Source organism: Mesorhizobium sp. P2_A12, assembly GCF_056405075.1.
This window is the reverse complement of record NZ_JBFUCU010000015.1, coordinates 182708-208535: the sequence shown is the minus strand read 5'-3', so window position 1 is coordinate 208535 and position 25828 is coordinate 182708. Positions and strand designations below refer to the sequence as shown.

Here is a 25828-nt window from a genome sequence, read left to right as displayed (position 1 = left end):
GGCTTGAGCGAATTCAGATCCTCCGGGGGCAGAGGAACGGGATTTCTCCCTCAAGTTACGTCCGACTATCGACGCCGGGCCTTAACAACTCCTTACCGGCGCAGCGGAAAGTTTACGAATGTGTACCACTCATGAAATCTAGGTAAATTCTCGCGACATATTTGGTTAACCATGCCTGCCCGATCACTCGGCCAACTGCGGCAGGTTCCTGAACAGCTCCAGCGCCTCGGGGTTGGCGAGCGCCTCCTTGTTCTTGATGGCACGGCCGTGGACGACGTCGCGGACCGCAAGCTCGGTGATCTTGCCGGACTTGGTGCGCGGGATGTCGGTGACGGCGACGATCTTGGCTGGTACGTGACGCGGGCTCGCCCCGCTGCGGATCTTAGAGCGGATGCGCTTTTCCAGATCGTCATCCAGTTTGACGCCGGCTGCGAGCCGCACGAACAGCACGACGCGCACGTCGTTGTCGAAATCCTGGCCGATGCAAAGCGCTTCCAGAATCTCCGGCATCTGTTCGACCTGGTTGTAGATCTCCGCCGTGCCGATGCGCACGCCGCCCGGATTAAGCGTCGCGTCGGAGCGGCCGTGGATGATCATGCCGCCATGCACGGTCCATTCGGCGAAATCGCCATGGCACCAGACATTGTCGAAACGCTCGAAATAGGCTGCCTGGTATTTCTTGCCCTCGGGATCGTTCCAGAAGCCGATCGGCATCGACGGAAATGCCTTGGTGCAGACAAGCTCGCCCTTCTCCTGGCTGATCGGCTTGCCGTCGTCGTCCCAGACATCGACGGCAAGGCCAAGGCCAGGTCCCTGGATCTCGCCAGTCCACACCGGTTGCGTCGGCACGCCGAGCACGAAGCAGGAGACGATGTCGGTGCCGCCGGACACCGACGCCAGATGCACGTCCTTGCTGATGCCGTCATAGACGAAGCGGAAATCCTCCGGTGACAGCGGCGACCCGGTGGAAGAAATCGCCCGCACACTCGAAAGATCATGCGTGCGGATCGGCTTGAGACCGGCCTTGCGCACGGAATCGATGAACTTGGCTGAGGTGCCGAAAAAGGTCATCTTCTCGGCATCGGCGAAGTCGAACAGTACATTGCCGTTTGGGTAGAACGGAGAGCCGTCATAAAGCAGCAGCGTCGCGCCCGACGCGAGCCCCGACACCAGCCAGTTCCACATCATCCAGCCGCAAGTGGTGAAGTAGAAGAAGCGATTGCCGTCGGCGAGACCCGCATGCAGCCGATGTTCCTTGACATGCTGGATCAGCGTGCCGCCGGCCGAATGGACGATGCATTTGGGAATGCCGGTCGTTCCCGACGAGAACAGGATGTAGAGCGGATGCGCGAACGGCAGCCGCTCGAAGGTGACTGGCTTGACGGCGAAAGGCGAAAGCGCCTCTTCCAGCGCCACGGCCTTGTCGATGATATCCGCGACATCGCTCGAGGTGCCGAGATAGTCGACGACCAGAACCTTGCGCACCGTGCCAAGCTTGGCCGCAACCGCTGCGATCTTGTCGGCGACCTCGATCGCCTTGCCATTGTACCAGTAGCCATCGGGCGCGATGAAGACGACCGGCTCGATCTGGCCAAAGCGGTCGAGCACGCCCTGCTCGCCGAAATCGGGAGAGCAGGACGACCAGACAGCGCCGATCGAGGCGGCAGCCAGCATGGCGGCAACGGTCTCCGGCATGTTGGGCATCATCGCCGCGATGCGATCGCCCCTCTTCACCTTGAGCGACAGGAAAAGCTGCTGCAGCCGCGACGTCAGCGCCTGCAGCTCGTTCCATGACAGCCGGCGCTCGACCTTGTCCTCGCCGCGAAACACGATTGCCTCACCAGCGCCGGTCTTCTTCAGCAGATTCTCGGCGAAATTCAGGGTCGCGTCGGGGAAGAAGGAAGCACCAGGCATCCGGTCGCCGTCGACAAGCACGGTCTTGCCCTTGTCGCCGACGATGCCGCCGAAGTCCCAGACCAGGTTCCAGAACCCTTCGCGGTCCTCGACCGACCAGCGGTGAAGCTCCGAATACGAAGAAAACGCTACGCCGGCTTTCACTGCCGCGGCCTTCATGAAAGCAGTCAAGGGTGCTGCATCAATCTGGTCTTGCGTCGGGGTCCAGAGCGGTACTTCGGCAGCCATGATCGTTCCTCCGCGGTCGCCACCGCTTATGCATATCGCAGCGCAGCAGAGCAAGATTTTGTTCGGTCAGTGAGACCAGATGTGCGCAAATGCCATCGCCGGGCCATAAAGACTTGAAATGCCTCAGCCCTAAGTCGTAGTGACGACTGGGGTTACACCCGTCAGGCGATTTTTGTCGGAATGGAAACATACGGGGCGATATGCCATCATCTTTGATCCGGCGCGGAATATGGGCGATCGGCACTGCCGTGCTCGTCATCGCGCTGGTCGTTGCCGCGCTGCCGTTGATCGCCTCCACCCGGATCGTGCGCGACCGCATCGCCTGGGAGATGAGTGCGTGGAGCGGCTTCCGGGTCGCCATCGACGGCTCGCCGCGCATCGAGGTCTGGCCGAAATTCCGCGCGATCCTGACCGATGTGACGCTTTCGCAATGGACCGACACCGAGGCGCCGCCGGTGGTCGAGGCCGAGCGGGTCGAGGTTGACCTTTCCGCCATGGCGGCCTTGCGCGGCGACGTGGAGTTTTCGACAGCGCGGCTGGTGCGGCCGACGATCCGGGTTGAGCGAACACCGGCCGGCTTTTTCCTGCCTGCCGTCCCGACCGGCGGGCGCATCACGCGTTCCATCGACACGGCGCGCGGCGTGGTCAATGCCGATCCCGCCAAGCCCAACCTCGACAAGCTGCCGGCCGACACGTTCGGCACGGTGGAGTTCCGCGACGGCCGCATGGTCGCGTCCATCGCCGGCAAGGACGTCGAGATCCTAAGCAGCCTGTCCGGCCAGGCGAATTGGGCGGCGATGAACAGCAATGCGACGCTGTCGGCAACAGGGATCTGGCGTGGCGAAAGCGTCGCGCTGGACGTCGCCTCGCCGAAACCGCTTGTGCTGTTTGCCGGCGGTACGGCACCGCTCACGCTGTCCTTCAAGGCGGCACCCGCGACCTTCTCGTTCGACGGCACGGCCAGCATGTCCGAAAACGCCTATTTCGACGGCCAGGCGAAATTCTCGGCACCTTCGCTGCGGCGTGTCCTGGAATGGTCGCAGGCCGGTATCGCGCCGAGTGCTGCGATCGGCTCGGTCAGCATTTCGAGCAAGATCACAGCGACGGCAGGGCGCGTCAAATTCGACAACACCGCGATCGCGCTGGACAACAATCCAGGAATGGGTGCGCTGGATCTCTCGCTGGGCGAGGCGCAGCCGGTGATCTCCGGCACGCTCGCCTTCGACACGCTCGACCTCAGATCGTTTCTGTCGGCCTTCACGCCACTGGCGCCGACCGGAGGGGCGGAACCCGGCGACATCGACACAAGTTTCGCCGACAAGATCAATCTCGATCTCAGGCTGTCGGCAGCGCACGCCACGGCGGGGCCGATCCAACTCGCCGACGTCGCCGCCACCGCACAGGTCAAGGATGGTCTTTCCGTCTTCGATATTTCGGATGCCTCGGCCTTTGGCGGCAACATCCAGAGCAGCCTTCGCTTCGACCGCAAGCCGGAAGGCTCGCAGGTCGAGATCCGGTTGCTGGCGTCCGACATCGACGGCGGTGCCTTCGGTACGGCGGCGGGAATGACGCGGCTGGTTCCGGTCGGCACTGGAACGGTCTCGGTTATCCTCAAGGGCCCGGGCAGAACCTGGGATTCCATCTTCGACAATGCCGACGGCTCGGTCACTGCAACCTTCGGACCGGGTGCGTTGAACAAGCTCAACCTGCCCGCCTTCCTCAAGCATACCGAACAAGGCGGCTTCTTCGCGCTCGACGACGTCTCCGACGGAACACTGCCGATCGACGGTGCCGAGATCAAGGCCAGCATTACGAAGGGCGTGGCGCGGATCGACAAGGCCGAAGCCAATTCGGCGAAATACAAGCTCTGGCTGTCCGGGATCGCGTCCTACGCCGGACGAGGACTGGCCCTGTCCGGCGGAATCATCCAGCCGGACCAGGCGGGAACGCAGGCCAACGGCCAGCAAGGCCCCAACCAAGCATCGTTCTTCGTCGGCGGGACGTGGACCACGCCGTTCATCTCCCCGATCAGCCGCGGCGTTTCAGGGGAATAGACGTTAGCCCCGCTTTGTCCTGACGCAATTCCCCAGGGAAAGCGCTACGCGTTTTTCCGGGGAAAACCGCAGCCACACTTTTTCCTGGAATTGCTTCAGCCGCGTTGTGCCGCCCGCTCGTCGAGTTGGCGCTGCACCTCACGCCGCTTGTTGGCGACCGAGGCGATGATGACGCCGACCGCGACAACGGCGATCAGGATGGTGCAAGCGGCGTTGATCTCCGGTGTCACGCCGAGACGCACCTGGCTGTAGATCTTCATTGGCAGGGTTGTTGCGCCAGGCCCTGAGGTGAAGCTGGCGATGACCAGATCGTCGAGCGAAAGCGTGAAGGCCAGCATCCAGCCGGACACGATCGCCGGCATGATGACCGGCAGCGTGATCTGGAAGAAGGTCTTCACCGGCGTTGCGCCCAGATCCATCGCAGCTTCTTCCAGGGAGCGGTCGAAGCTGACCAGGCGCGACTGCACGACGACGGCGACGAAGCACATGGTGAGCGTGATGTGGGCGAGCGTGACGGTCAAGAAGCCGCGGTCGAGACCGACGGCGACAAACAGCAGCAGCAGCGACAGGCCGGTGATGACTTCAGGCATGACAAGCGGCGCAAAGACCATGCCTGAAAACAGCAACCTGCCCCTGAACCGCGTGTAGCGGGTCAAGGTGAGCGCCGCCAGCGTGCCGAGCACGGTCGCAACCGTGGCCGAAATGACGCCGACGCGGGCCGTGACCCAGGTGGCGTCCATCAGGCCCTGATTGTGGAACAGCGAAACGTACCATTTGGTCGAGAAACCGCCCCAGACGGTAACCAGTTTCGACTCGTTGAAGGAGAAGACAATGAGCAGGACGATCGGCAGGTACAAGAAGGCAAAGCCCAGCACGATCGAGGTGACGTTGAAGCGGCTCCAGGTGGTGTTCATTTGTCCTGCTCCTGGGCGCGCGCCTGGGCCTGCTGGAAGAACATGATCGGCACGGTCAAAAGCAGCAGAAGGATGACGGCCACGGCCGACGACACCGGCCAGTCACGATTGGCGAAGAACTCGTTCCACAGCGTCTTGCCGATCATCAGCGTCTGCGATCCACCAAGCAAATCGGGAATGACGAACTCGCCAACGGCGGGGATGAACACCAGCAGACAGCCGGCGATGACGCCCGGCAGCGACAGCGGAAAGGTGATCTTCCAGAACGCGCTGGTCGGCGGGCAGCCAAGATCCTTGGCGGCCTCGATCAGCGAATAGTCCATCTTTTCAAGCGACGAATAGAGCGGCAGCACCATGAACGGCAGGTAGGAATAGACGATACCGATGAAGATTGCCGTGTAGGTGTTGAGGATGATCAGGGGCTGGCTGATGATGCCTGTGGCAAGCAGCAGCTGGTTGAGCAGCCCCTCGGGCTTGAGGATGCCGATCCAGGCATAGACGCGGATCAGGAACGAGGTCCAGAACGGCAGGATCACCAGCATCAGCAATGTCGGACGGATCGTTGCCGGCGCGCGCGCCATGCCATAGGCGATCGGGTAGCCGACGATCAGCGTCAGGACCGTCGAGATCGCGGCGATGATGACGCTTGTTACATAGGCGTTGAAATAGAGGGCATCCTGCGTCAGCCAGGCGTAGTTGTCGAAGCTGAGCGCGCCAAAGCCGGCGAAGAACCCGGAGATGCCGTCCTTGAAGTCGAGCACCGGCGTGTAGGGGGGCATGGCGATCGCCGTCTGCGACAACGAAATCTTGAAGACGATGATGAAGGGAATGAGGAAGAAAAAAAGCAGCCAGACATAAGGGATGATGATGACCAGGCGGCCGACGAAAGCCGCTCCCAGCCTGGCCAGGATGGACTTGTCGGCATTGGTTGCCGGGGCTGATGCGGCGGTGGCGGCGGCGTTCGACATGACCGCCCCCTACCGCGTCAGCACGACGCCGGCGTCGGGCCGGAAAGAAACCCAGGCGCGGTCGTTCCAGCTCAGCGGATCCTCTGTGATGCGGGCCGCGTTCATGGTGCTGGCCCGCACCATCTGCCCGTCATCCAGCCTGACGTGAAAAACGGTCATGTCGCCGAGATAGGCGATGTCATAGACTTTACCTTCAAGTGCATTCACTGCATCGGCCGGCTTTTTAGACGAAATCTTGATCTTCTCCGGCCTGATGGCGAACACGATATCGGCGCCTGCAGCCGTCTTGGCGGCGTTGTCGACGACGATCTGGGCTCCGCTCGAACCCGCGATGCGTGTCGTGTTTGCGGTCTGCTCGGCGACCTTGCCCTCGAACATGTTCACGTTGCCGACGAAATGGGCGACAAAGCGCGATGTCGGGGCTTCATAGACTTCGGCGGGCGTCGCCACCTGCATCACCTCGCCCTTGTCGATGATGGCGATGCGGTCGGCCATGGTCATCGCTTCTTCCTGGTCGTGGGTGACGACGACGAAGGTCAGGCCGAGATTCTGCTGCAGGTCCATCAATTCGAACTGTGTTTCCTCGCGCAGCTTCTTGTCCAGCGCGCCGAGCGGCTCGTCGAGCAACAGCACCTTGGGCCGCTTGGCAACCGAGCGGGCGAGCGCGACGCGCTGGCGCTGGCCACCGGACAATTGATGCGGCTTGCGCTTGGCGAACTGCTCGAGCTTGACCAGCTTCAGCATCTCGGCGACGCGAGACGCGATCTCGGGCTTCGGCATGCCGTCCTGCTTGAGGCCAAAGGCGATGTTATTCTCGACCGTCATATGCGGGAACAGCGCATAGGACTGGAACATCATGTTGACCGGCCTCCGATAAGGCGGAATGCCGCGCAGATCCTGGCCGTCGAGCAGGATGCGGCCGGCTGTCGGCTCCTCGAAGCCTGCGAGCATCCTGAGCAGCGTCGACTTTCCGCAGCCCGACGCGCCGAGCAGGGCGAAGAACTCGCGCTCGAAGATGGTCAGCGACAGATTGTTGACGGCGGTGAAGTCACCGAACTTCTTGGTGACATTGTCGAACTGGATGTATGGCTTGGCGTTCGGGTCGTTCCACGGCGCAAAATCCCTGCGGATGCTGCCAAGCGATTTCATGTCCCACTCCGTCCTGATTTTTGCTTCTTGCCCCGGAAAGAATTGGTCCCGGCAGGTGACTGCCGGGACCAATCAGATTGCTTATTGGCCGGTGACGATCTTGGTCCAGGTGCGCGTGATGACGCGCTGGGCCTTGGGATCGTACGGCTGGACCGTATAGAGCTTCTGCACCGTCGCTTCGTCCGGGTAGATTGACGGATCGTCCAGGATCGCCTTGTCGACGAACTGCTGCGAAGCCTTGTTGCCGTTGGCGTAGAGCACGAAGTTTGAAGACTTGGCGATGACTTCCGGCTTCATCATGTAGTTGATGAATTCATGCGCCTCGGCGACATGCGGCGCATCAGCGGGGATCGCCATCTGGTCGAACCATATCTGGGCGCCTTCCTTCGGCACGGAATAGCCGATCTCGACACCCTGCTTGGCCTCCTGGGCGCGGTTGCGGGCCTGGAAGACGTCCCCGGAGAAGCCGATAGCCAGGCAGATGTCGCCGTTGGCCAAGGCGTTAATATATTCGGACGAGTGGAATTTCCTGATGAAGGGGCGGACCTTCATCAGGGCTTCCTCGGCCTTAGCAATGTCGTCGGGCGAGGTGCTGTTGGGGTCGAGGCCGACATATTTCAGCGCCGCCGGAATGATGTCGGCCGGCGAATCCAGCACATAGACGCCGCAATCCTTCAGCTTGGCGAGACTGTCGGGATTGAAGAACACATCCCAGCTGTCGATCTTGTCGGTGCCGAGCGCGGTCTGCACTTTCTTGACGTTATAGCCGATGCCGACGGTGCCCCACATGTAGTTGACCGAATATTCGTTGCCGGGATCGTACTTGGCGGTGCGCTCCGAAATGACGTCCCACATGTTGGAGATGTTCGGCAGCTTCGACTTGTCGAGTTTCTGGAAGACGCCGGCCTGGATCTGGCGGGCAAGGAAATTGCCGCTGGGCACGACGACGTCATAGCCGCTGCCGCCCGCAAGCAGCTTGGTTTCGAGGATCTCGTTGGAATCGAATGTGTCGTAGACGACCTTGATGCCGGTCTGCTTGGTGAAGTCCTCGATGACGGAGCTATCGATATAATCCGACCAGTTGAAGACATTGATGACACGGTCTTCGGCATGGCCGCCAACAGTGAAGAGCGTCAGAAATACCGATGTCGCCGAAAGCCACAGCGCTTTGCGGATCATGCTATTCTCCTTTGATGAGTGTTCCTTCGCCGGCTCGTCGCGGACCCCGCGCGGCCGGGCATTTGTTTCAGACTATTGAGCTTTCCAGGAAGCAACAAGCGCCAACTGCGGACAGCATGCGGGCGGTTCGATGAGCGGCGGGTGGTGGGTTTGTGTCCCTGTCGCTGCCTGGGAGGCGTGCGGATACCGTCAAAGGCTTTCGCCGTGGCGGGGGCAGAGATACGACGATGTGGTCCGGTCTCGATCTGACCGGCAGGGAGACTTGGCAAGATACGCCTGTCTTGTTGTTGCGTAGTCTCAGCCTGCCCGCGCGGCAGCGAATTTGTCAATGGCAAAGCTTGCACGCCGCATCAATTAGGCGATGGCACCCCTGTGACCCCCGCACGCTCGGGTCGTGCCTGGCGCTTGAATTCAAGCCCGATATGGACGAGCAGCGCCGTCACCACCACCGCGCCGCCGATGATGGTGCGCCCCGACGGCACCTCGGAATGGACCAACCAGACCCATATCGGGCCGAGGATCGGCTCGAACGTGCCGATCAGTGCGGCGACGGCCGCCGGAATCAGCCGCGCTCCGGTGGCGAAGAAGGCAAGGCCAAGACCGAGATTGATAACGCCGAAGGCAAAGAGAAAGCCCATGTCACTGGCCGACACGGCGAATGTCGATGCCTGCGAGGCGGCAAAGCCCGCCGCAAGCATGGTGCCGACGCAGGTCGCCGGCGTCATGCGCACGCCGGAGAACCGCCGGGTGATGACGGTGGCGATCGAGAACATGACAGCAATCAAGAGCGCCAGCCCGTCGCCTATCGGCGAGACGGCGCCATCAAGCGATTCCGACACCATGATGGCGACACCGGTGATGACGGCGGCAATCGCCAGCCAGGTCGCGACTGTCACCCTTTCGCGAAACAACGCCCAGGCAAACAGCGCAGCCAGAAGCGGCACGCCGGCCTGCATCAGCAGGATGTTGGCGACGGTGGTGTAGGCAAGTGCGACGACGAACGCGGCCGATGCAGTGGCGAAGCAGACCCCGACGGCCAGGCCGGGCAGACCCATGTCGCGGAACAATTTCAGCGTGCCGCGCCAACCGTCGCGCCAGACCATGAAGCAGATCAGGGAGGCCGCTGCCCAGACGGAGCGCCAGAAAATAACCGTCCAGCTGTCGCCGACGGTGATGAAGCGGGCAATGGTGCCGCCGAAACTCCATATCAGCGCCGACAGAAACACCAAAAGCATGCCGACGCGTTCCTCGCGCGGCGAGACGGTCGACAAAACAACGCTCGGTGATGGTGCTGTGTCGGTCATGGGCGCGACTGTCGGGCTTTTGTGGACGGGACGATGCGCAAGGGACGACAAAAAGATACTCCGTTCGCGTAACGCAAAGGCGAAGGCCGGGGGTGAGCCAGTGACCGACGACAATTGTGGCACCCAGTCCGGCGTCACTGGCGCCCGGCGTTACTGAAAGTCGAAGGCGCTCAGGCCGGTCACCATCTCGTCGAGGCCGAGCGGACGCGTCACCGGCGGCTCGGCGCGCGCCAGACAGCCGACGCGTTCGCAAAGCCGGCAGGCGGGCCCGACCGGCGTCGCCGTGACGCTGCCCGCCTTCGTGGTAGCTGCCGCGCCGGGAAGTGCCGCGCCATAGACGATGTCATCGCGAAAGCCGATGTCGCACCCAAGCAGCAGCGCCGTGCGGCGCGGACGCTCGGAGAAGGCGCCTTGCGGACCTTCCAGTGTGCGGGCGATGCACAGGAACTCGGCGCCGTCGGGCATTTCCACCGCCTCGACGAAGATCTGGCCGGGCTGGGTGAAAGCGACATGCACGGGCAGCTTGGGACAGCCGCCGCCGAAGCGGCTTTGCGGAAAGCCCTGGCTGCCGGCCTTGCGGAAGCGGTTGCCGGCATTGTCGACCTCCAGCATGAAGAACGGCACGCCCTGAACGCCCTGCCGCTGCAGCATGGTCAGCCGGTTCGCCGCCTGTTCGAACGAGACGCCGAAACGCGAACGCAGAACGTCGATATCATAGCGGGCGCGCACGGCAGCCGCGTGAAAGGCCTGGTAGGGCATCATCAGCGCATGCGCCGCATAGCGGCCGAGTTCGAAACGGGCGAGACGGCGGGCCTCGTCGGTGGTCAATTTGAGCGCCTGGATCTCGCCGGCGACCGCGACCGTCATGCGGATCAGGCAGGCCTCCATCGCTACTTCGCGCAGTTGGTCGAACGGCGACAGCCGTTCGGACAGGAACAGGCGCTGAGAGTGGCGATCATAACGGCGGCGCCAGTTCGGCATGGTGGCAACCGGCAGCACCTTGACCACGATGCCGTATTCGCGCTTCAGCCAGGCCTTCAACGCGCCGAACAGATCGTCGCCGGGATCGAGCACCGAGGTGAACGCCGCAGCCTCTTCCTCGAGTGCCTCGAAATGGTTCGGCCGGCGCTCGAAAATCTCGTGCACCTCGTCGATCGGCAGGCGGGCGCCGGAAAGTGCCGTCGCGCGACCTTCGCGCGCCAGGAGCTCGTTGAGGTCGGACAGGCGCTCGGCCTGCTCGCGATAGGCGCGGAACAGTTTTACCACCGCTGCGGACGCGTTGGGCGCCGCCTCGGCAAGCTCGATCAGTTCCTGATCTCCCGGTAGCTCGCCGACCAGCAGAGGATCCGTGAACACTTCCTTCAAGGCGGCGATGGACCCCCTTGCCTCGCCCTGCAGTTCGTGCGGATCGACCTTGTAGACGGACGCCAGCTTGAGGATCAATTGCACCGTCAGCGGCCGCTGGTTGCGCTCGATCAGGTTGAGATAGGACGGCGAGATGCCGAGCCCCTCGGCCATTGCCGTCTGCGTCAGGCCCTTGGCGTTGCGGATGCGTCGGATGCGCGGTCCGGCAAAGATTTTCTGGTCAGCCATCGACTATCCTTGACAAGAATTTACATAACTTCGCAGGGACCGTCATGCATCCAGCCTTTTACAATCATGACAAATTTACAAGGGCTCTCTGTCAAACACAACACAGATTTTCCCTTATGTTCGTCCAAATTCGCTGATTTTACTGGCCCATTTCGCGCTGCAATGTAAATTCAGTCATATTCCGGTGCGCAGATGATCGGTGCCCGGACACGATGCAGCAATCCTTCGGAGTGACCAATGACTGACTTTTACAATCTCGTCCCCTCGGCGCCGGAAGGTCGTTTCGACGGCATCGAACGGCCCTATTCTCCGGAGGATGTGAAGCGGCTGCGTGGTTCGGTTCAGATCCGCCAGAGCCTTGCGGAAATGGGCGCCAACCGGCTGTGGAAGCTCATCCACGAGGAGGACTTCGTCAACGCACTCGGCGCCATGTCCGGCAACCAGGCGATGCAGCAGGTGCGCGCCGGGCTGAAGGCGATCTACCTGTCGGGCTGGCAGGTTGCCGCCGACGCCAACACCGCTGGCGCGATGTATCCGGATCAGTCGCTTTATCCGGCCAACGCAGCGCCCGAACTGGTCAAGCGCATCAACCGTACGCTGCAGCGCGCCGACCAGATCGAAACCTCGGAAGGCAACGGGCTTTCGGTCGAGACCTGGTTCGCGCCGATCGTCGCTGATGCGGAAGCCGGTTTCGGCGGGCCGCTCAACGCCTTCGAGATCATGAAGGCCTTCATCGAGGCGGGCGCGGCCGGCGTTCACTACGAGGATCAGCTGGCGTCGGAAAAGAAGTGCGGCCATCTCGGTGGCAAGGTGCTGATCCCGACTGCGGCGCACATCCGCAACCTCAACGCCGCGCGCCTGGCGGCGGACGTGATGGGCACACCGACCCTGGTCGTCGCGCGCACCGATGCGGAAGCCGCCAAGCTGCTGACGTCCGACATCGACGAACGCGACCAGCCTTTCGTCGACTACGGCGCCGGGCGCACCGTGGAAGGCTTCTACAACGTCAGGAACGGCATCGAGCCCTGCATTGCCCGCGCCGTCGCCTATGCGCCTCACGCGGACCTGATCTGGTGCGAGACTTCCAAGCCGGACCTGGCGCAGGCCAGGAAGTTCGCCGAGGGGGTGCGCAAGCATCACCCCGACAAGCTGCTCGCCTACAATTGCTCGCCATCGTTCAACTGGAAGAAGAACCTCGACGACGCGACAATCGCCAGGTTCCAGAAGGAGCTTGGCGCGATGGGCTACAAGTTCCAGTTCATCACGCTCGCCGGCTTCCACCAGCTCAACTACGGCATGTTCGAACTGGCGCGCGGCTACAAGACACGGCAGATGGCGGCCTATTCCGAGTTGCAGGAGGCTGAGTTCGCGGCGGAGGCCAATGGCTACACGGCGACCAAGCATCAGCGCGAGGTCGGCACCGGCTATTTCGACGCCGTGTCGATGGCGATCACCGGCGGCCAGTCGTCGACCACCGCCATGCATGAATCGACCGAGCACGCGCAATTCAAGCCGGCCGCCGAATAGCAAACAGAACAACACAGAGGAAACGCCCAACAGGGCTTGGAACACAAGGAGAAGACCAATGGCATCGATAAGCCGTGTCAAGGAACGCGCCGAAGAACAGGCCACGACGATGACCGTCGACCAGCAAGCGACGATCCGCATGCTCGCCAATGATCTGCACCGCCTCAACCAGTCGGTGATGAAGGCAGTCGAGGCCGGCGTCTCGGTGGAGCTCGTGCGCTCGGCACGGCATCATGGCGGCGACGGAAACTGGGGCGATCTCTTGATCCCGGTGATCGTCACGCAGCAGAGCCACAGCTGATCGAACTCGCGCAACCGACCCTTCACCTGCGCAGTCTCTGCGCAGGTGAAATTCTTTTTATGAAGCCCACCTGTGGACAGTTGAGTACAGTAGCGTTGCTTGAAATTCACTGTTCCCAGGGATGATTTCGGGGCCTTTTATTTCAACTTGACATAGGCGGCGATCTCACGCCAATTGCGCTCCAGATTCAACTCTGCATTGAAATAGGGGCGAGCTTCTTGGCCGACTTGTGTGCCCAGTGAATCGTGAAGGCGAGACTCCAAGACACCTGAATTTTGTTGCCCGCGACTCGAACACAGAGACGGTCCGCGATCCATCGCAAGTGCTCGTCGTCTGCAGATCGCCAATCAATCGCGTGGTGATTTCGAAGATCGTCGAGCGATCCGGGCTCAAGCCAATCTCGGAATCTCCCGACATGGCGGCTAAGATCTTGCGCTCCCTCATTCCCGGTGCGGTTGTCCTTGACGGTGGCACCGACAACAAGGACTGCGACAATCTGATGTCCAGCATCGACGCGTTGCGGCGGGCCTCCGGCAAGTCGCTCCCGGCAGTGATCCTGCTTTCAACCAAGAATGGCACGCCGGAGAGCCTGGGCCTGTCGAGCGTCATCGACGTTGTGGTCGCCAAGCCGATCACACCCGAACGGCTGCAGCCGGTGATCGATCGCCTGATCAACCGCTAAAGCGATTCATCGTTTCATGGAATCGCAGAACCACTGTATTTCTTTGCTTGACGCAATTCCGGACGGAAAACCGCTTCACACTTTTCCTGGAATTGCTTGAGATCAGCCCGAATTGACAATGCTTTCGACCAGTCCGGGCAGTTGTCCGAGATCGGATATCTCGCGGAAGCGTGGCTCGGCCACCGGGGCCTCGACATGCTCCAGCACCCAGGTCAGTTCATGCGGGACATGGACACCCCAACCGCCCGCCTCGATGGCCGGCACCACATCCGACTTCAGCGAATTGCCGACCATCATGCTTCTTGCCGGACCATCGCCGTGGCGGTTGAACAGGCGGGCATAGGTAGCGGCACTCTTGTCGCTGACGATCTCGACCGCGTCGAACAGGTCTCCGAGGCCCGAGCCAGCCAGCTTTCGCTCCTGGTCGAAGAGGTCGCCCTTGGTGATCAGCACCAGGCGGAACGCGCCGGCAAGCTTCTCGACAGCTTCGCGCGCATGCGGCAGAGCCTCGATCGGATGGCTCAGCATCTCGCGGCCGGCATCGAGAATTTCTGAAATCACCGAAGCCGGCACACGGCCTTGCGTGACCTCGATCGCCGTTTCGATCATCGACAGCGTGAATCCCTTGATGCCGAAGCCATAGACGGCAAGGTTGCGTCTTTCGGCCTCCAGCAATCGCGCCGAGATGTGCCCGGCTTCGCCATGGTCGGCAAGCATGGCGGCAAAGCGCTTTTCCGTCATGCGGAAGAACTGCTCGTTTTGCCAGAGCGTGTCGTCGGCATCGAAGCCGATCGTCGTCAGTTTGTTGTCGTGTGACATGCAAAGTCTCGATTGGGATTGGGGTCTCGATTGGGAATTGAAGCGGCCGAAACTAGGCCGATTGGCGTGATTTTCAACCGTGTCGACCAACGCCCGGCGTGGCTCCCCTTCCCTTCCACAGGGGCGCACGGCTATACTCCGCAATCCGCAACCCAATCTGGTGAATGATGCCGCCTGCAAAAAAGGAAGTCCGTCCGTCGAGCCGCGGAGGACGGGCGCGTACGCCTGCCTTCGTGAAAAACCAACGTGGCGTCAAGAACTGGAAGGAAGCCAGCGCCTGGCTGGAATGGCGCGGCATCGAGGACATCGAGTGCATCACCCCTGATCAGGCCGGCGTCGCACGCGGCAAGATGATGCCGTCGAAGAAATTCACCTCCAACACCTCGCTGGCACTGCCATCGGCTGTCTTCATGACGACGATTTCCGGCGGCTACCCCGAGGATGGCAACGGCTTCCACTATCCGGAAGACGATGGCGACCTCAAGCTGATGCCGGATCTGTCGACGCTGACGGTGGTGCCCTGGGAAGAAGACCCGACGGCCGCTGTCATCTGCGACCTCGTCCACCAGGACGGACGCTCGGTCGAATTCACCCCGCGCAATGTGCTCAAGCGCGTGCTTGCCGCCTACGACAAACTCGGGCTGAAGCCGGTGGTGGCGCCCGAGATCGAGTTCTATCTGGTGCGCAAGAACCCCGATCCGGACTATCCGCTGACGCCACCGGTCGGCCGTTCGGGGCGCGCGATCGGCGGCGGCGCCGGCTATTCGATCGCCGGCGTCAACGAGTTCGATGAACTGATCGACGACATCTACCATTTCTCCGAGGGTCAAGGCCTGGAGATCGACACACTGATCCATGAAGAGGGCGCCGGTCAGCTCGAAATCAACCTGCGCCACGGCGACCCGATCGAACTGGCCGACCAGGTGTTCATGTTCAAGCGCACCATTCGCGAGGCCGCGCTCAAACATGAGATCTATGCCACCTTCATGGCCAAGCCCATTCAGGGGCAGCCCGGCTCGGCCATGCATATCCACCAGTCGATCATCGACAAGAAGACCGGAAAGAACATCTTTTCGGCGGAGGACGGCTCGGAAACCGAAGACTTCTTCCATTTCATCGGCGGCATGCAGAAGCATGTGCCGAACGCGCTGGTGATGTTCGCGCCCTATGTCAATTCCTACCGCCGGCTGACACAGGCGGCGTCGGCCCCGGTCAACAACAAATGGGGCTACGACAACCGCACCACGGCGTTCCGCGTGCCGCGCTCGGATCCGGCGGCGCGGCGCGTCGAAAACCGCATCCCCTCCTCCGATGCCAATCCCTATTTGGCGCTGGCGGCATCGCTTGCCTGCGGGCTGATCGGAATCACCAACAAGATCAAGGCCGAGCCTCCCGTGCTGACCACCGCCAACGCGGCGGAGATCGACCTGCCGCGCAGCCTGCTCGAAGCCGTCGACCTGTTCGAGGGCGATGAGGAACTTTGCGCACTGCTGGGCAAGTCCTTTGCCGCGACCTATGCCGCGATCAAGCGAGCGGAATTCGAGACCTTCATGGAAGTGATCAGTCCGTGGGAGCGGGAGTATCTGTTGCTGAATGTGTAGGGAGTAGCGAAGGTGCCCGATATTTTTCTATTCGCTATTCGCTATTTGCTTTTCACCTCCTCCTTCTGAATCACCGAGTCTTTCCTCCATCATGCCCTACCAATCCCCGATTTCTCCCGGCCGTTCCTGGTATGAGGACAGCGCCGGCCCACGGCCGGAATATCCGGCGCTGGATGGCGACAAGACATGTGACATCGTCATCATCGGCGGCGGTTTCACCGGCTTGTCGGCGGCTGCTCACCTTGCCAAGGCGGGCACGAATGTCGTGCTGATTGAAGCCTGCCGCTTCGGCGATGGTGCCTCTGGGCGCAATGGCGGGCAGCTCGGCACCGGCCAGCGCGCCTGGGTTGAGGACCTGGAAGCCGAATACGGTTTCTCCCGCGCCAAGGCGCTGTTCGACCTTGCCGAAGAGGCGAAGGCGCATCTCCTCGAGTTCGCCGCCGCCAACCAGATCGATATCGACTACATGCCGGGCCAGCTCTCCGTGGCGCACAAGCCGCGCTATGTCGACGACTACAAGGCGCATGCCGATATCATGGCGAGCCGTTTTTCCTACCCGCATATCTCGTTCATGGATGCCAAGGAGACGGCGGAGCGGCTGGGCTCGACCGCCTATTTCGGCGGCACGCGCGACACCGGCACCGGCCACATCCACCCGATGAAGCTGGTGATCGGCACCGCGCGGGTGGCGGCACAGGCCGGCGCGCAGCTGTTCGAGGAGACGCCATCGACCGCAATCATTTCCAGTGGCGGCCAGGTCAAGGTTTCGACACCGAGAGGCACGCTGACAGCGCAGAAATGCCTGATCGCGGTCAACGCCTATGGCGGCGCGCTCGAACCGGTGAGTGCCGCGCACATCATGCCGATCGGTTCGTTCATCGGCGCGACGGTGCCGCTGGGCGCGGACTCGACAGTGCTGCCGGGCGGCGAGGCGGTCGACGATTCCCGCTTCGTCGTGCGCTATTTCCGCAGATCGAAGGACGGGCGGCTACTGTTCGGCGGACGCGAAGTCTATGGCGTCAACGATCCGAAGGATATCCACATCCACATCCGGCGTCAGATCGTCGAACTCTATCCGGCACTCAGGGATGTCGAGATCACGCATGGCTGGGGCGGCTATGTCGGCATCACGGTGCCGCGCAAGCCGTTCGTGCGCGAAGTGATGCCCAATGTGATCTCGGCCGGCGGCTATTCCGGCCACGGCGTCATGTTGTCGAACTTCTTCGGCAAGCTCTATGCCGAAACCGTCGCCGGCAACCGCGACCGGCTGAAGCTGATCGAGGATCTGAAGATCCCGCCATTCCCCGGTGGCCGGCGCTTCCGCGCGCCGCTGCTGTTCCTGGCGCTCAACTGGTTCGCGTTGCGCGACAGGATCTAGAAGCTGTTGTGTTCCGGTGCAATTGGGACGCTGTCGGTTTTTTAGAGCGTGATCTCCAGCGAAAAACCGGATGCCACTTTTCGGGATCGTGCTCCAGACGGACCGGACCGCTCTCATCTATGTAATATTGTTGTAATATTTGTTGCCGTAACGGCACATTGCAGAATCCCCTCCAAAGGAGCAGAATCCCTAATGAGGGCGTAGTGATGCCACAATCAGCGATATAAAGATGCCGGTTGTGGGTTACTGACGGGGAATTCTGCGGGCTTGCCCGCTTTGATTCTTGGGACTGATGCAGATCTGGCGCCAGGTTCTTGGCATTTGATCGGAAGAACATCGGCCCGCTTATGGAGGTGGCAAGAGTGAGAGAGCCCTTCAGTTTCGGTACGCCGGAACGTCGGCGCTTTGCCATGCAGTTCGGATATGACATGCGGCCGTCCTTCTGGCAGGAGGTCCGCTCGAATTCGCATCTGGTGATCGCCGCGATCGGCACAGCCGCACTGCTTGGAGTCGCCGCGGTGGCGCTATGGCTGGCGCTGCCGGCCAATGACAGGCAAGCGGCGGCGAGCCCCGAGCAAACCATTCCAACCATTCCGGTGAAAACGACGAAAATCGCTCCGGGGGGAGCAGCAGTGGCTGCATCAGCCGTGCCGCAGGCGGCGCCCAAATCGGACAAGATTTTACCAGCCGTGGCGGCCGCGCAAGCCACCATTCCGGCACTGCCAGCCAATGATCCGCGTTGGACCGGTTCGCAGTCGAAGGCCGCATCTGCTGCCAGTACGCCTGCTCCCGGCAAGGTGGCGAACCAGGCTGAACAAGCACCGGGCAAAGCCGCGGTGGCATTCGCGCAACCGGTAGCAGATAGCGATGCTGCCAGCGAACTTGCCAAGGTTGCCGCACCCACTCCGCCGGCAGCTAGCCGTCCCGATGGCGCGAAAACCGCAGCCATCCCGGCGGTGCAGCCGCAAGTGCCGTCAGAGCAGCTCGCGGCGGCGGAAGGCGACGACAGCCAGGCCAAGGCGAAGCCACGCAAGGTCGAGGCCGCCGGAACAGGACAGATCCTAAGGGCCGTGACCATGCGCAGCGGCCCGAAGAAAAATGCCGCTGCTATCCTCACCGTGCCAGCCAAAAGCTCGGTGCAAGTGATGAGTTGCAAGAAGTGGTGTCAGATCACCTACAACGGCAAGACCGGCTGGATTTACAAGACCTACATCAAGACCGGCGCCTGACGCCTGTCTCGATCCGCCGCCGAAACGCCGTGCAGCATTTTGATTTGCGTCGGCGCTCTCAGATGCAGCGTCCGCCGTCGACCTCCAGCGCCACACCGGTGATGAAGGCGGCTTCATCCGACGCCAGCCAAAGTGCGGCGTTGGCGATATCGAGTGGTGTCGAAAGCCGGCCGAGCGGGATCGACGCGCGGAACTTCTCGCGGATTTCAGGCGTGTCGGCGCCCATGAACTTCTCCAGCATGCCGGTCTCGCCGGCAACCGGGCAGAGGCAGTTGACACGGATGTTCTTCGGCGCCAGTTCCACCGCCATCGACTTGGTGGCGGTAATCGCCCAGCCCTTCGAGGCATTGTACCAGGTGAGGCCGGGCCGCGGCCGCAGACCGGCGGTCGAAGCCGTGGTCAGGATAACGCCGCCGCCTTGCCGATCCATGATCGGCACCACGGCACGTGCGGCGTGATAGATCGCCTTCATGTTGACGGCGGTGATCAGGTCGAAGGTTTCCTCGTCGACGTTGAGCATGTCGCCGTTGCGATGGGTGTAGCCGGCATTGTTGACCATGATGTCGATACGGCCGAAGGCGCTCTTGGCGGCATAGACCATCTCGTCGAACTCGGACCGCAGCGAAACATCGGTCTGGGTCCAGATCGCCGCCTCACCGATCTCGCTGGCGACACGCTCCGCGCCCTTGGCGTTGAGGTCGGCGACGACGACCCTGGCGCCTTCCCCGGCAAAGCGCCTGGCGATGCCCTCGCCAAAGCCCGCCGCAGCACCGGTGATGACGGCAACCTTGTTTTCCAGACGCATGCTTTTCCCGCTCATGATTGGTGACGTTCGACCGGAGTGCCCGCGGCACATGCAAAGCCGCGGCTTCTGACCGGGCCACGACTTCTAGCCGTGTTGGTCGAAAGATGTGCGGTCATCGCCGATTTCTCCTTTGGCTTTCGCTTCGATCCCGCTCTATGCTGCAACTGCGAAGGCTTCCGGGGCCGCGCCTGTCGACAAGCCTCCGAGGTATCGGGCTGTCAAGAGGCAGGCGCAACACTCAGATGTGACACCATGGCACTGGAAAATTTAAATCGATTAGATTATATCAGCCGCGTCACAGCGACCGGCGTCAGAGCGGACAGACCATGACCAGCCAGATCATCCCCGTCGATCCTTTCGACTTTATCATTTTCGGCGGCACCGGCGACCTGTCGGAACGCAAGCTTCTGCCGTCGCTCTACTATCGCCAGCGCGACCATCAGTTCTCCGAGCCGACGCGCATCATCGGCACGTCGCGTTCGAAGATGACCGACGAGGAATTCCAGGCCTTCGCCAAACAGGCGATCTCGGACCACGTCAAGGCTGCCGACATCGACGCCAAGGAACTGAAGACATTCCTCGCCCGCCTTTCCTACGTCTCGGCCGATGCAACGACCGGCGCCGGCTTCGACAAGCTGAAGAAGGCGATCGGCGATAGCGACCGCATCCGTGCTTTCTACCTGGCGGTGGCGCCGGCGCTGTTCGGCGATATCTCGCACAAGCTGAAAGAGCACAAGCTGATCACGCCGAACTCGCGCATCGTGCTGGAGAAGCCGATCGGCCGCGACCTCGCCTCGGCGCGAGCACTCAACGACCTGGTCGGCGACGATTTCCACGAAAGCCAGATCTTCCGCATCGACCACTATCTCGGCAAGGAGACGGTGCAGAACCTGATGGCGCTACGCTTTGCCAACGCGCTCTACGAGCCGCTGTGGAATTCCGCCCATATCGACCACGTGCAGATCACCGTGGCCGAGACCGTGGGTCTGGAAGACCGCGTCACCTATTACGACAAGGCCGGCGCGCTGCGCGACATGGTGCAGAACCATATGCTGCAGCTGCTGTGTCTTGTTGCCATGGAAGCGCCATCGTCGATGGACGCCGACGCGGTGCGCGACGAAAAGCTGAAGGTGCTTAGGGCACTTAAGCGCATCAACGGCAACGAGGCGCCGAAGCACACTGTGCGTGGCCAGTATCGCGCCGGCGCCTCGGCCAGCGGAGCTGTGAAGGGCTATGTCGAGGAGCTTGCCCACGACAGCAACACCGAGACCTTCGTCGCCATCAAGGCCGAGATCGGCACCTGGCGCTGGGCGGGCGTTCCGTTTTACCTGCGGACTGGCAAGCGGCTGGCGACGCGGGTTTCGGAAATCGTCATCGAGTTCAAGCCGATCCCGCATTCGATCTTCGGCGACAGCGCCGGGCCGATCTTCGCCAACCAACTGGTCATCCGACTGCAGCCGGACGAAGGCGTCAAGCAGTTCATCATGATCAAGGATCCGGGTCCGGGCGGCATGCGGCTGCGCCAGATCTCGCTCGACATGAGCTTCGCGCAATCCTTCGACGGCCGCGCGCCGGACGCCTATGAACGGCTGATCATGGACGTCATCCGTGGCAACCAGACCCTGTTCATGCGTCGCGACGAAGTCGAGGCGGCGTGGAAATGGATCGACCCGATCCAGAACGCCTGGGAAAGCGCCAGACAGGAAGCGCAGGGCTACACAGCGGGCACCTGGGGACCGTCAGCCTCCATTGCACTGATCGAACGTGACGGGCGGACATGGCACGAGAGCAATTGAACAGCGTCGCCTATAGCTGGAACGGCTTCGCCGGGCGCCAGGAGCTGGCGGCCGCCCTTGCCGGACATGTCGCCGGGCGCCTGACCAAGGCAATCGCCGAGCGCGGCACAGGGTTGCTCGCCGTCTCCGGCGGCACCACACCGGCCAAATTCTTCGCCGCCCTTTCGGTGATACCCATCGCCTGGGACAAGGTGATTGTGACGCTGGTCGACGAGCGTTTCGTGCCGGCCTCCTCGCCGCGCTCCAATGCCGGGCTGGTGGCCGCCAATCTCTTGCAGAACGCGGCAAAAGCGGCACGGTTCGTACCGCTCTATCACGAAGCCGTCGGCATCGAGGATGCGGCGGCGTCCGACAACGCAGCGCTGCAGTCATTGCCCTGGCCGCTCGATGTCGTCGTGCTCGGCATGGGACCGGACGGCCACACCGCCTCTTTCTTTCCTGATGCCGATGATCTGGCAAAGCTGCTCGACCCGTCCTCCGACAGGATCGTGCTGCCGGTTCGTGCGGCGAGCGCCGTCGAGCCGCGGCTGACCTTGTCGCTGGCGCGCATTGTCGATGCCGGCTTCATCGCGCTGCACATCGAAGGCGAGGACAAGCGCACCGCTTTCGCCAGCGCGGTCGCGCCTGGACCGCGAAAGCCCATCCGCGCCGTGCTCGATGCCGCACCCAAGCCTGTAGAGGTTTTCTGGGCGCCCTGATTTGAACGTGCTGAGGGTCCCGGCAGACAGCCGGATTGTGTTCCGGGACCTCGCCTGAAAGGACCGACACCATGACCGCCAGACGCGACATCGAAGCCATCACCGAACGCATCCGCCAGCGTTCCAGACCAGGCCGCGAGCGCTACCTCGGCCGCATCGCCGAAGCGTCGAACCGCACCGCCAACCGGGCCGTTCTATCCTGCGGCAACCTCGCCCACGGCTTTGCGGTGTGCAGCCCCTCGGAAAAGCTGGCGCTGGGTGCGGACACGGTGCCGAACCTCGGTATCATCACCTCCTACAACGACATGCTGTCGGCGCATCAGCCGTTCGAGACCTTTCCGGCGCTGATCAAGGACGCGGCGCGCGAGGCCGGCGGCATCGCCCAGGTGGCCGGCGGCGTGCCGGCAATGTGCGATGGCGTCACGCAGGGCCAGCCCGGCATGGAGCTGTCGCTGTTTTCGCGCGATGTGATCGCCATGGCCGCGGCGATCGGCCTGTCGCACAACATGTTCGACGCCGCCGTCTATCTCGGCGTCTGCGACAAGATCGTGCCAGGGTTGGTGATCGCCGCACTCACCTTCGGCCATCTGCCGGCGGTGTTCATTCCGGCCGGGCCGATGACCACCGGCCTGCCGAACGACGAAAAGGCCAAGGTCCGCCAGCTCTATGCCGAGGGCAAGGCGGGACGTGCCGAACTGCTGGAGGCCGAGTCCAAGTCCTATCACGGCCCGGGAACTTGCACCTTCTACGGCACGGCCAATTCCAACCAGATGCTGATGGAGATCATGGGCCTGCACACGCCGGGCGCCTCCTTCGTCAATCCCGGCACGCCGCTGCGTGAGGCCTTGACCCGCGAGGCGACGAAGCGGGCGCTGGCGATCACCGCGCTCGGCAATGCCTATACGCCGGTCGGCCGGATGATCGACGAGCGTTCGATCGTCAACGGCGTCGTCGGCCTGCATGCTACAGGCGGCTCGACCAATCACACCATCCACCTGATCGCCATGGCGGCGGCGGCCGGCATCACCATCACCTGGCAGGACATTTCCGACCTGTCGGAGGCCGTGCCGCTGCTGGCGCGGGTTTACCCGAATGGTCTCGCCGATGTGAACCACTTCCACGCGGCGGGTGGGCTCGGCTTCCTGATCCGCGAACTGCTCGACGAAGGCATCCTCCACGAGGATGTGCAGACGGTGTGGGGCGAAGGCCTGCGGCCCTATGCGGTCGAGGCCAAGCTCGGCGCCGACGGCGGCGTGGTGCGCGAAGCCTCGCCGCGCGAAAGCGGTGACGAGAAGGTGCTGGCGCCGTTCAAAAAGGCGTTCCAGGCAACCGGCGGTCTGAAGGTGCTGTCTGGCAATCTCGGCCATGCCGTCATCAAGACCTCGGCGGTAAAGCCGGAGCGGCGCATCATCGAGGCGCCGGCCAAGGTCTTCGACAGCCAGCAAGGGCTGAACGAGGCGTTCAAGGCAGGCACGCTGACCGGTGATTTCATCGCCGTCATCCGCTTCCAGGGGCCGAAGGCCAACGGCATGCCGGAACTGCACAAGCTGACCACGGTGCTCGGCATCCTGCAGGACCGCGGCCAGCGCGTGGCGCTGGTCACCGACGGGCGCATGTCGGGCGCCTCCGGCAAGGTGCCGGCCGCCATCCATGTCACGCCGGAAGCAGTCGAGGATGGACCGATCGCCAGGATCCATGATGGCGACATCATCCGGCTCGACGCCGACGCGGGAACGCTGGAAGTGCTGGTGCCGGCCGGCGAGTTTGCACTGCGCCGTACGGCGGATGCCGACCTCATCGGCAATGAATTCGGTTTCGGCCGCGAGCTGTTTGCCGGCTTCCGCCAACTGGTCGGCCGTGCCGACCACGGCGCCAGCGCCTTCGGCACGGCGTGACGAAATCATCGTCCTGTCGATGAAAAAGGGCGGCTGATAGCCGCCCTTTTTTGCTACCGGTCAGACAGCAGTCATGGCGTAACGGTGATCTCGGTACGCTCGCCAGCCTTGACCGTCACCGGCATTTCCTTGTCATGGCCTCCATCGGACATGTGCCGGACGACCACGTAATCGCCGGCCGGAATGGTCTGCTGCCAGGCGTCGCCATAGCTCAGGCCAAGCGCCTTGCGATTGCCCTGGATGTCCTTTTTCGGCGACAGGACCTCGATCGAGTAGGCGCCGGGAGCCGACATGGCCAGAACGCCGGCACCGAGCGGCACCTTGATGTCCTGATTGTCGCCGACCTTGACGCTGAACGGCTGCTCGACGGTCGCGAGATCAAGCGTGGTGAGCGCGACATAGTCGTCCGGCGGCAGCCAGAACTTGCTGTCCGGTCCATATGAATGCTCGACATCGTCGCGTGAACCGTCGATCTTCTTCTTCGCCTTGACGATCTGGAAGCCGAGGCCTGAACTGTCGGCCTTGTCGCCGCCGGTGACATAATAAGCGTTGAACACGACGTGCCCGACGCCGACGATGACGTCCTTTTCGATCGTCTGCCCGGCGGTCAGCTGGATGGTCTCAACCACCGAGCCGCTGCCGATCTGGACCGTGACCTTCTGCTCACCCGCCGGCACGATGATCTTGGTGTCGCCATAGTGGGTGGTGTTGCCGCCGGGATAGGTGAAGTCGACATGGGCCTCGTCACTGATGTCGGCGCCCTGGCTCGGCCGCGGATGAATGAGCATGGTGCCGGCGTTCAGTGTGAAAAGCGGCTTGTAGACCTGGCCGGCCTCGATCTTGAACTTCTGCTCCACCTTGGCCTCGTCGTCGCGTGCGACGACGATATAGTCGCCGGGCTCGAGATTGCCGTTGTAGGCGCCATACTCGGTGGTCACGGAATCGCCGCGCGAGCCGTCGGAGTTCGCCTTGTAGATCTCCCAGGCGTTGCCGTCGGTGATCGGCTGGCCACCTTCGGCCATCACCACCGTCGGCTGGAAGTTGAATTCCGGTTTCGCAGGCTCCGGCGCAGGCGCCGGGGCGGGCGCGGGAGCGGGCTCAGGAGCGGGTGCTGGCGTTGGTGCCGCCACCGTCTCGACCAGCGCCTCCTGCAACGCCTTCTCATCGGAAGCCTGGATGTACTTGCCGCCGGTGTTGTCGGCGAGGCAGGCGATCTGCTTGCCTTCGTCGGCGGTGAGGCCGAAGCCGACGACGTCAGCGGTGAAATCGACGCCGGACGCCTCGAGTTCCTTGCCAAGCGCGCAGGGGTCGCCGCCGCATGTTTCCAGCCCGTCGGTGATGAGGACGACGGTCGCCTTGTCCTCGGTGTATTTCAACGCTTCGGCCGCCTGCTTGACCGCGGCGGTCAGCGGTGTCTTGCCGAGGAATTTCAGGCTGTCGGCGGCGGCCGAGATGGCGCTTGCCGAGCCTGCCTGTGGTGGCACGATCAGCTGGATGTCGTCGCAACTGCCTTTTTCGCGATGGCCATAGGCCATGAAGCCGATTTCATCGTCAGCGGGAACCGACTGAAGCACGGTTCTCAGCGATTCACGGGCGATTTCGAGCTTGGGCTTGCCGTCGATCTGCGCCCACATGGAACCGGAGGCATCGAGAATGATGATGACCTTGTTTGCGGCAAAGCCGAACGTCGTCATCGACAAAAGGAGGATCGCCGCAGCGACGCTCCGTGCAAATCCCGCCATCGAAATCTCCTCAAATCCGCCCCGATCCGGGCGGGAAGCTATTTGACGCGGC

20 protein-coding genes are annotated in these 25828 nt (G+C 62.5%); 10 read left to right on the top strand and 10 right to left on the bottom strand.

The window, feature by feature from the left end:
• Positions 1-183: 183 nt before the first annotated feature.
• Positions 184-2142, bottom strand: coding sequence for an acetoacetate--CoA ligase (locus AC1DZU_RS27140; RefSeq protein WP_477289728.1), 1959 nt, complete (start codon positions 2140-2142; stop codon positions 184-186).
• A 200-nt stretch (positions 2143-2342) separates the two neighbouring features.
• Here AC1DZU_RS27140 and AC1DZU_RS27135 point away from each other — a divergent pair, with 200 nt between their 5' ends.
• The gene (locus AC1DZU_RS27135) at positions 2343-4196 is read left to right on the top strand and encodes an AsmA family protein (RefSeq protein ID WP_477289727.1); all 1854 of its coding nucleotides are present in this window, start codon (positions 2343-2345) and stop codon (positions 4194-4196) included.
• Between the two features lie 95 nt (positions 4197-4291).
• On the opposite strand, the gene AC1DZU_RS27130 is transcribed toward AC1DZU_RS27135, so the two are convergent.
• The 6 genes from AC1DZU_RS27130 to AC1DZU_RS27105 form a co-directional block, all read right to left on the bottom strand.
• On the bottom strand, positions 4292-5110 hold the full coding sequence (locus AC1DZU_RS27130; protein ID WP_095088554.1) for an ABC transporter permease: 819 nt from the start codon (positions 5108-5110) through the stop codon (positions 4292-4294).
• Positions 5107-6078, bottom strand: coding sequence for an ABC transporter permease subunit (locus AC1DZU_RS27125; protein ID WP_477289726.1), 972 nt, complete (start codon positions 6076-6078; stop codon positions 5107-5109). Before AC1DZU_RS27125 ends, AC1DZU_RS27130 begins: the two co-directional genes overlap by 4 nt.
• A gap of 9 nt (positions 6079-6087) precedes the next feature.
• The gene (locus AC1DZU_RS27120) at positions 6088-7227 is read right to left on the bottom strand and encodes an ABC transporter ATP-binding protein (RefSeq protein ID WP_477289725.1); all 1140 of its coding nucleotides are present in this window, start codon (positions 7225-7227) and stop codon (positions 6088-6090) included.
• 81 nt (positions 7228-7308) lie between these two features.
• Positions 7309-8406 (bottom strand): polyamine ABC transporter substrate-binding protein, encoded by a 1098-nt coding sequence (locus AC1DZU_RS27115; RefSeq protein WP_477289724.1) that lies wholly within the window; start codon positions 8404-8406, stop codon positions 7309-7311.
• A gap of 350 nt (positions 8407-8756) precedes the next feature.
• Positions 8757-9710, bottom strand: a complete 954-nt coding sequence (locus tag AC1DZU_RS27110; RefSeq protein WP_477289723.1) for a DMT family transporter — start codon at positions 9708-9710, stop codon at positions 8757-8759.
• Positions 9711-9860: 150 nt separating this feature from the next.
• Complete coding sequence (locus AC1DZU_RS27105; RefSeq protein ID WP_477289722.1) at positions 9861-11303, bottom strand: helix-turn-helix domain-containing protein; 1443 nt, start codon at positions 11301-11303, stop codon at positions 9861-9863.
• Positions 11304-11540: 237 nt separating this feature from the next.
• On the opposite strand from AC1DZU_RS27105, the gene aceA reads away from it, so the two are divergent.
• From aceA to AC1DZU_RS27090, 3 genes are all read left to right on the top strand, one after another.
• The gene (aceA, locus tag AC1DZU_RS27100) at positions 11541-12830 is read left to right on the top strand and encodes an isocitrate lyase (protein ID WP_477289721.1); all 1290 of its coding nucleotides are present in this window, start codon (positions 11541-11543) and stop codon (positions 12828-12830) included.
• A gap of 58 nt (positions 12831-12888) precedes the next feature.
• Complete coding sequence (locus tag AC1DZU_RS27095) at positions 12889-13131, top strand: SMc00767 family acetate metabolism repressor (RefSeq protein ID WP_095088567.1); 243 nt, start codon at positions 12889-12891, stop codon at positions 13129-13131.
• 229 nt (positions 13132-13360) lie between these two features.
• Positions 13361-13813, top strand: coding sequence for an ANTAR domain-containing protein (locus tag AC1DZU_RS27090; protein ID WP_477289720.1), 453 nt, complete (start codon positions 13361-13363; stop codon positions 13811-13813).
• 102 nt (positions 13814-13915) lie between these two features.
• Here the strand turns inward: AC1DZU_RS27090 and AC1DZU_RS27085 are convergent, their stop codons facing one another.
• Positions 13916-14632 (bottom strand): HAD family hydrolase, encoded by a 717-nt coding sequence (locus AC1DZU_RS27085; RefSeq protein ID WP_477289719.1) that lies wholly within the window; start codon positions 14630-14632, stop codon positions 13916-13918.
• Positions 14633-14796: 164 nt separating this feature from the next.
• Between AC1DZU_RS27085 and AC1DZU_RS27080 the strand changes: the two genes are divergently transcribed.
• The 3 genes from AC1DZU_RS27080 to AC1DZU_RS27070 all read left to right on the top strand — a co-directional run bounded on the left by AC1DZU_RS27080 (position 14797) and on the right by AC1DZU_RS27070 (position 18840).
• A complete protein-coding gene (locus AC1DZU_RS27080; RefSeq protein ID WP_477289718.1) occupies positions 14797-16233 on the top strand; it encodes a glutamine synthetase family protein in 1437 nt (478 codons plus the stop codon).
• Positions 16234-16324: 91 nt separating this feature from the next.
• Positions 16325-17611, top strand: coding sequence for an NAD(P)/FAD-dependent oxidoreductase (locus tag AC1DZU_RS27075; protein WP_477289717.1), 1287 nt, complete (start codon positions 16325-16327; stop codon positions 17609-17611).
• 362 nt (positions 17612-17973) lie between these two features.
• A complete protein-coding gene (locus tag AC1DZU_RS27070; protein ID WP_477289716.1) occupies positions 17974-18840 on the top strand; it encodes an SH3 domain-containing protein in 867 nt (288 codons plus the stop codon).
• A gap of 58 nt (positions 18841-18898) precedes the next feature.
• On the opposite strand, the gene AC1DZU_RS27065 is transcribed toward AC1DZU_RS27070, so the two are convergent.
• A complete protein-coding gene (locus AC1DZU_RS27065; RefSeq protein ID WP_477289715.1) occupies positions 18899-19645 on the bottom strand; it encodes an SDR family oxidoreductase in 747 nt (248 codons plus the stop codon).
• A gap of 326 nt (positions 19646-19971) precedes the next feature.
• Here AC1DZU_RS27065 and zwf point away from each other — a divergent pair, with 326 nt between their 5' ends.
• The 3 genes from zwf (at position 19972) to edd (ending at position 24034) form a co-directional block, all read left to right on the top strand.
• The gene (gene zwf / locus AC1DZU_RS27060; protein ID WP_477289714.1) at positions 19972-21441 is read left to right on the top strand and encodes a glucose-6-phosphate dehydrogenase; all 1470 of its coding nucleotides are present in this window, start codon (positions 19972-19974) and stop codon (positions 21439-21441) included.
• Positions 21423-22139, top strand: coding sequence for a 6-phosphogluconolactonase (pgl, locus tag AC1DZU_RS27055; protein ID WP_477289713.1), 717 nt, complete (start codon positions 21423-21425; stop codon positions 22137-22139). The genes zwf and pgl overlap by 19 nt, the downstream gene beginning before the upstream one ends.
• A gap of 71 nt (positions 22140-22210) precedes the next feature.
• Entirely contained in the window at positions 22211-24034 is a 1824-nt protein-coding gene (gene edd, locus AC1DZU_RS27050; RefSeq protein WP_477289712.1) for a phosphogluconate dehydratase, read from the top strand.
• Positions 24035-24105: 71 nt separating this feature from the next.
• On the opposite strand, the gene AC1DZU_RS27045 is transcribed toward edd, so the two are convergent.
• The gene (locus tag AC1DZU_RS27045) at positions 24106-25776 is read right to left on the bottom strand and encodes a vWA domain-containing protein (RefSeq protein ID WP_477289711.1); all 1671 of its coding nucleotides are present in this window, start codon (positions 25774-25776) and stop codon (positions 24106-24108) included.
• Between the last annotated feature and the right edge of the window lie 52 nt (positions 25777-25828).

Bases quoted from the DNA above. Each gene is read 5' to 3' on its own strand.
- AC1DZU_RS27115 (WP_477289724.1), bottom strand. From the start codon at position 8,406: ATGATCCGCAAAGCGCTGTGGCTTTCGGCGACATCGGTATTTCTGACG.
- aceA (WP_477289721.1), top strand. From the start codon at position 11,541: ATGACTGACTTTTACAATCTCGTCCCCTCGGCGCCGGAAGGTCGTTTC.
- AC1DZU_RS27095 (WP_095088567.1), top strand. From the start codon at position 12,889: ATGGCATCGATAAGCCGTGTCAAGGAACGCGCCGAAGAACAGGCCACG.
- AC1DZU_RS27135 (WP_477289727.1), top strand. From the start codon at position 2,343: ATGCCATCATCTTTGATCCGGCGCGGAATATGGGCGATCGGCACTGCC.
- zwf (WP_477289714.1), top strand. From the start codon at position 19,972: ATGACCAGCCAGATCATCCCCGTCGATCCTTTCGACTTTATCATTTTC.
- AC1DZU_RS27130 (WP_095088554.1), bottom strand. From the start codon at position 5,110: ATGAACACCACCTGGAGCCGCTTCAACGTCACCTCGATCGTGCTGGGC.
- AC1DZU_RS27080 (WP_477289718.1), top strand. From the start codon at position 14,797: ATGATGCCGCCTGCAAAAAAGGAAGTCCGTCCGTCGAGCCGCGGAGGA.
- AC1DZU_RS27105 (WP_477289722.1), bottom strand. From the start codon at position 11,303: ATGGCTGACCAGAAAATCTTTGCCGGACCGCGCATCCGACGCATCCGC.
- AC1DZU_RS27075 (WP_477289717.1), top strand. From the start codon at position 16,325: ATGCCCTACCAATCCCCGATTTCTCCCGGCCGTTCCTGGTATGAGGAC.
- pgl (WP_477289713.1), top strand. From the start codon at position 21,423: ATGGCACGAGAGCAATTGAACAGCGTCGCCTATAGCTGGAACGGCTTC.
- AC1DZU_RS27065 (WP_477289715.1), bottom strand. From the start codon at position 19,645: ATGCGTCTGGAAAACAAGGTTGCCGTCATCACCGGTGCTGCGGCGGGC.
- AC1DZU_RS27125 (WP_477289726.1), bottom strand. From the start codon at position 6,078: ATGTCGAACGCCGCCGCCACCGCCGCATCAGCCCCGGCAACCAATGCC.
- AC1DZU_RS27045 (WP_477289711.1), bottom strand. From the start codon at position 25,776: ATGGCGGGATTTGCACGGAGCGTCGCTGCGGCGATCCTCCTTTTGTCG.
- AC1DZU_RS27110 (WP_477289723.1), bottom strand. From the start codon at position 9,710: ATGACCGACACAGCACCATCACCGAGCGTTGTTTTGTCGACCGTCTCG.
- AC1DZU_RS27120 (WP_477289725.1), bottom strand. From the start codon at position 7,227: ATGAAATCGCTTGGCAGCATCCGCAGGGATTTTGCGCCGTGGAACGAC.
- AC1DZU_RS27140 (WP_477289728.1), bottom strand. From the start codon at position 2,142: ATGGCTGCCGAAGTACCGCTCTGGACCCCGACGCAAGACCAGATTGAT.
- edd (WP_477289712.1), top strand. From the start codon at position 22,211: ATGACCGCCAGACGCGACATCGAAGCCATCACCGAACGCATCCGCCAG.
- AC1DZU_RS27085 (WP_477289719.1), bottom strand. From the start codon at position 14,632: ATGTCACACGACAACAAACTGACGACGATCGGCTTCGATGCCGACGAC.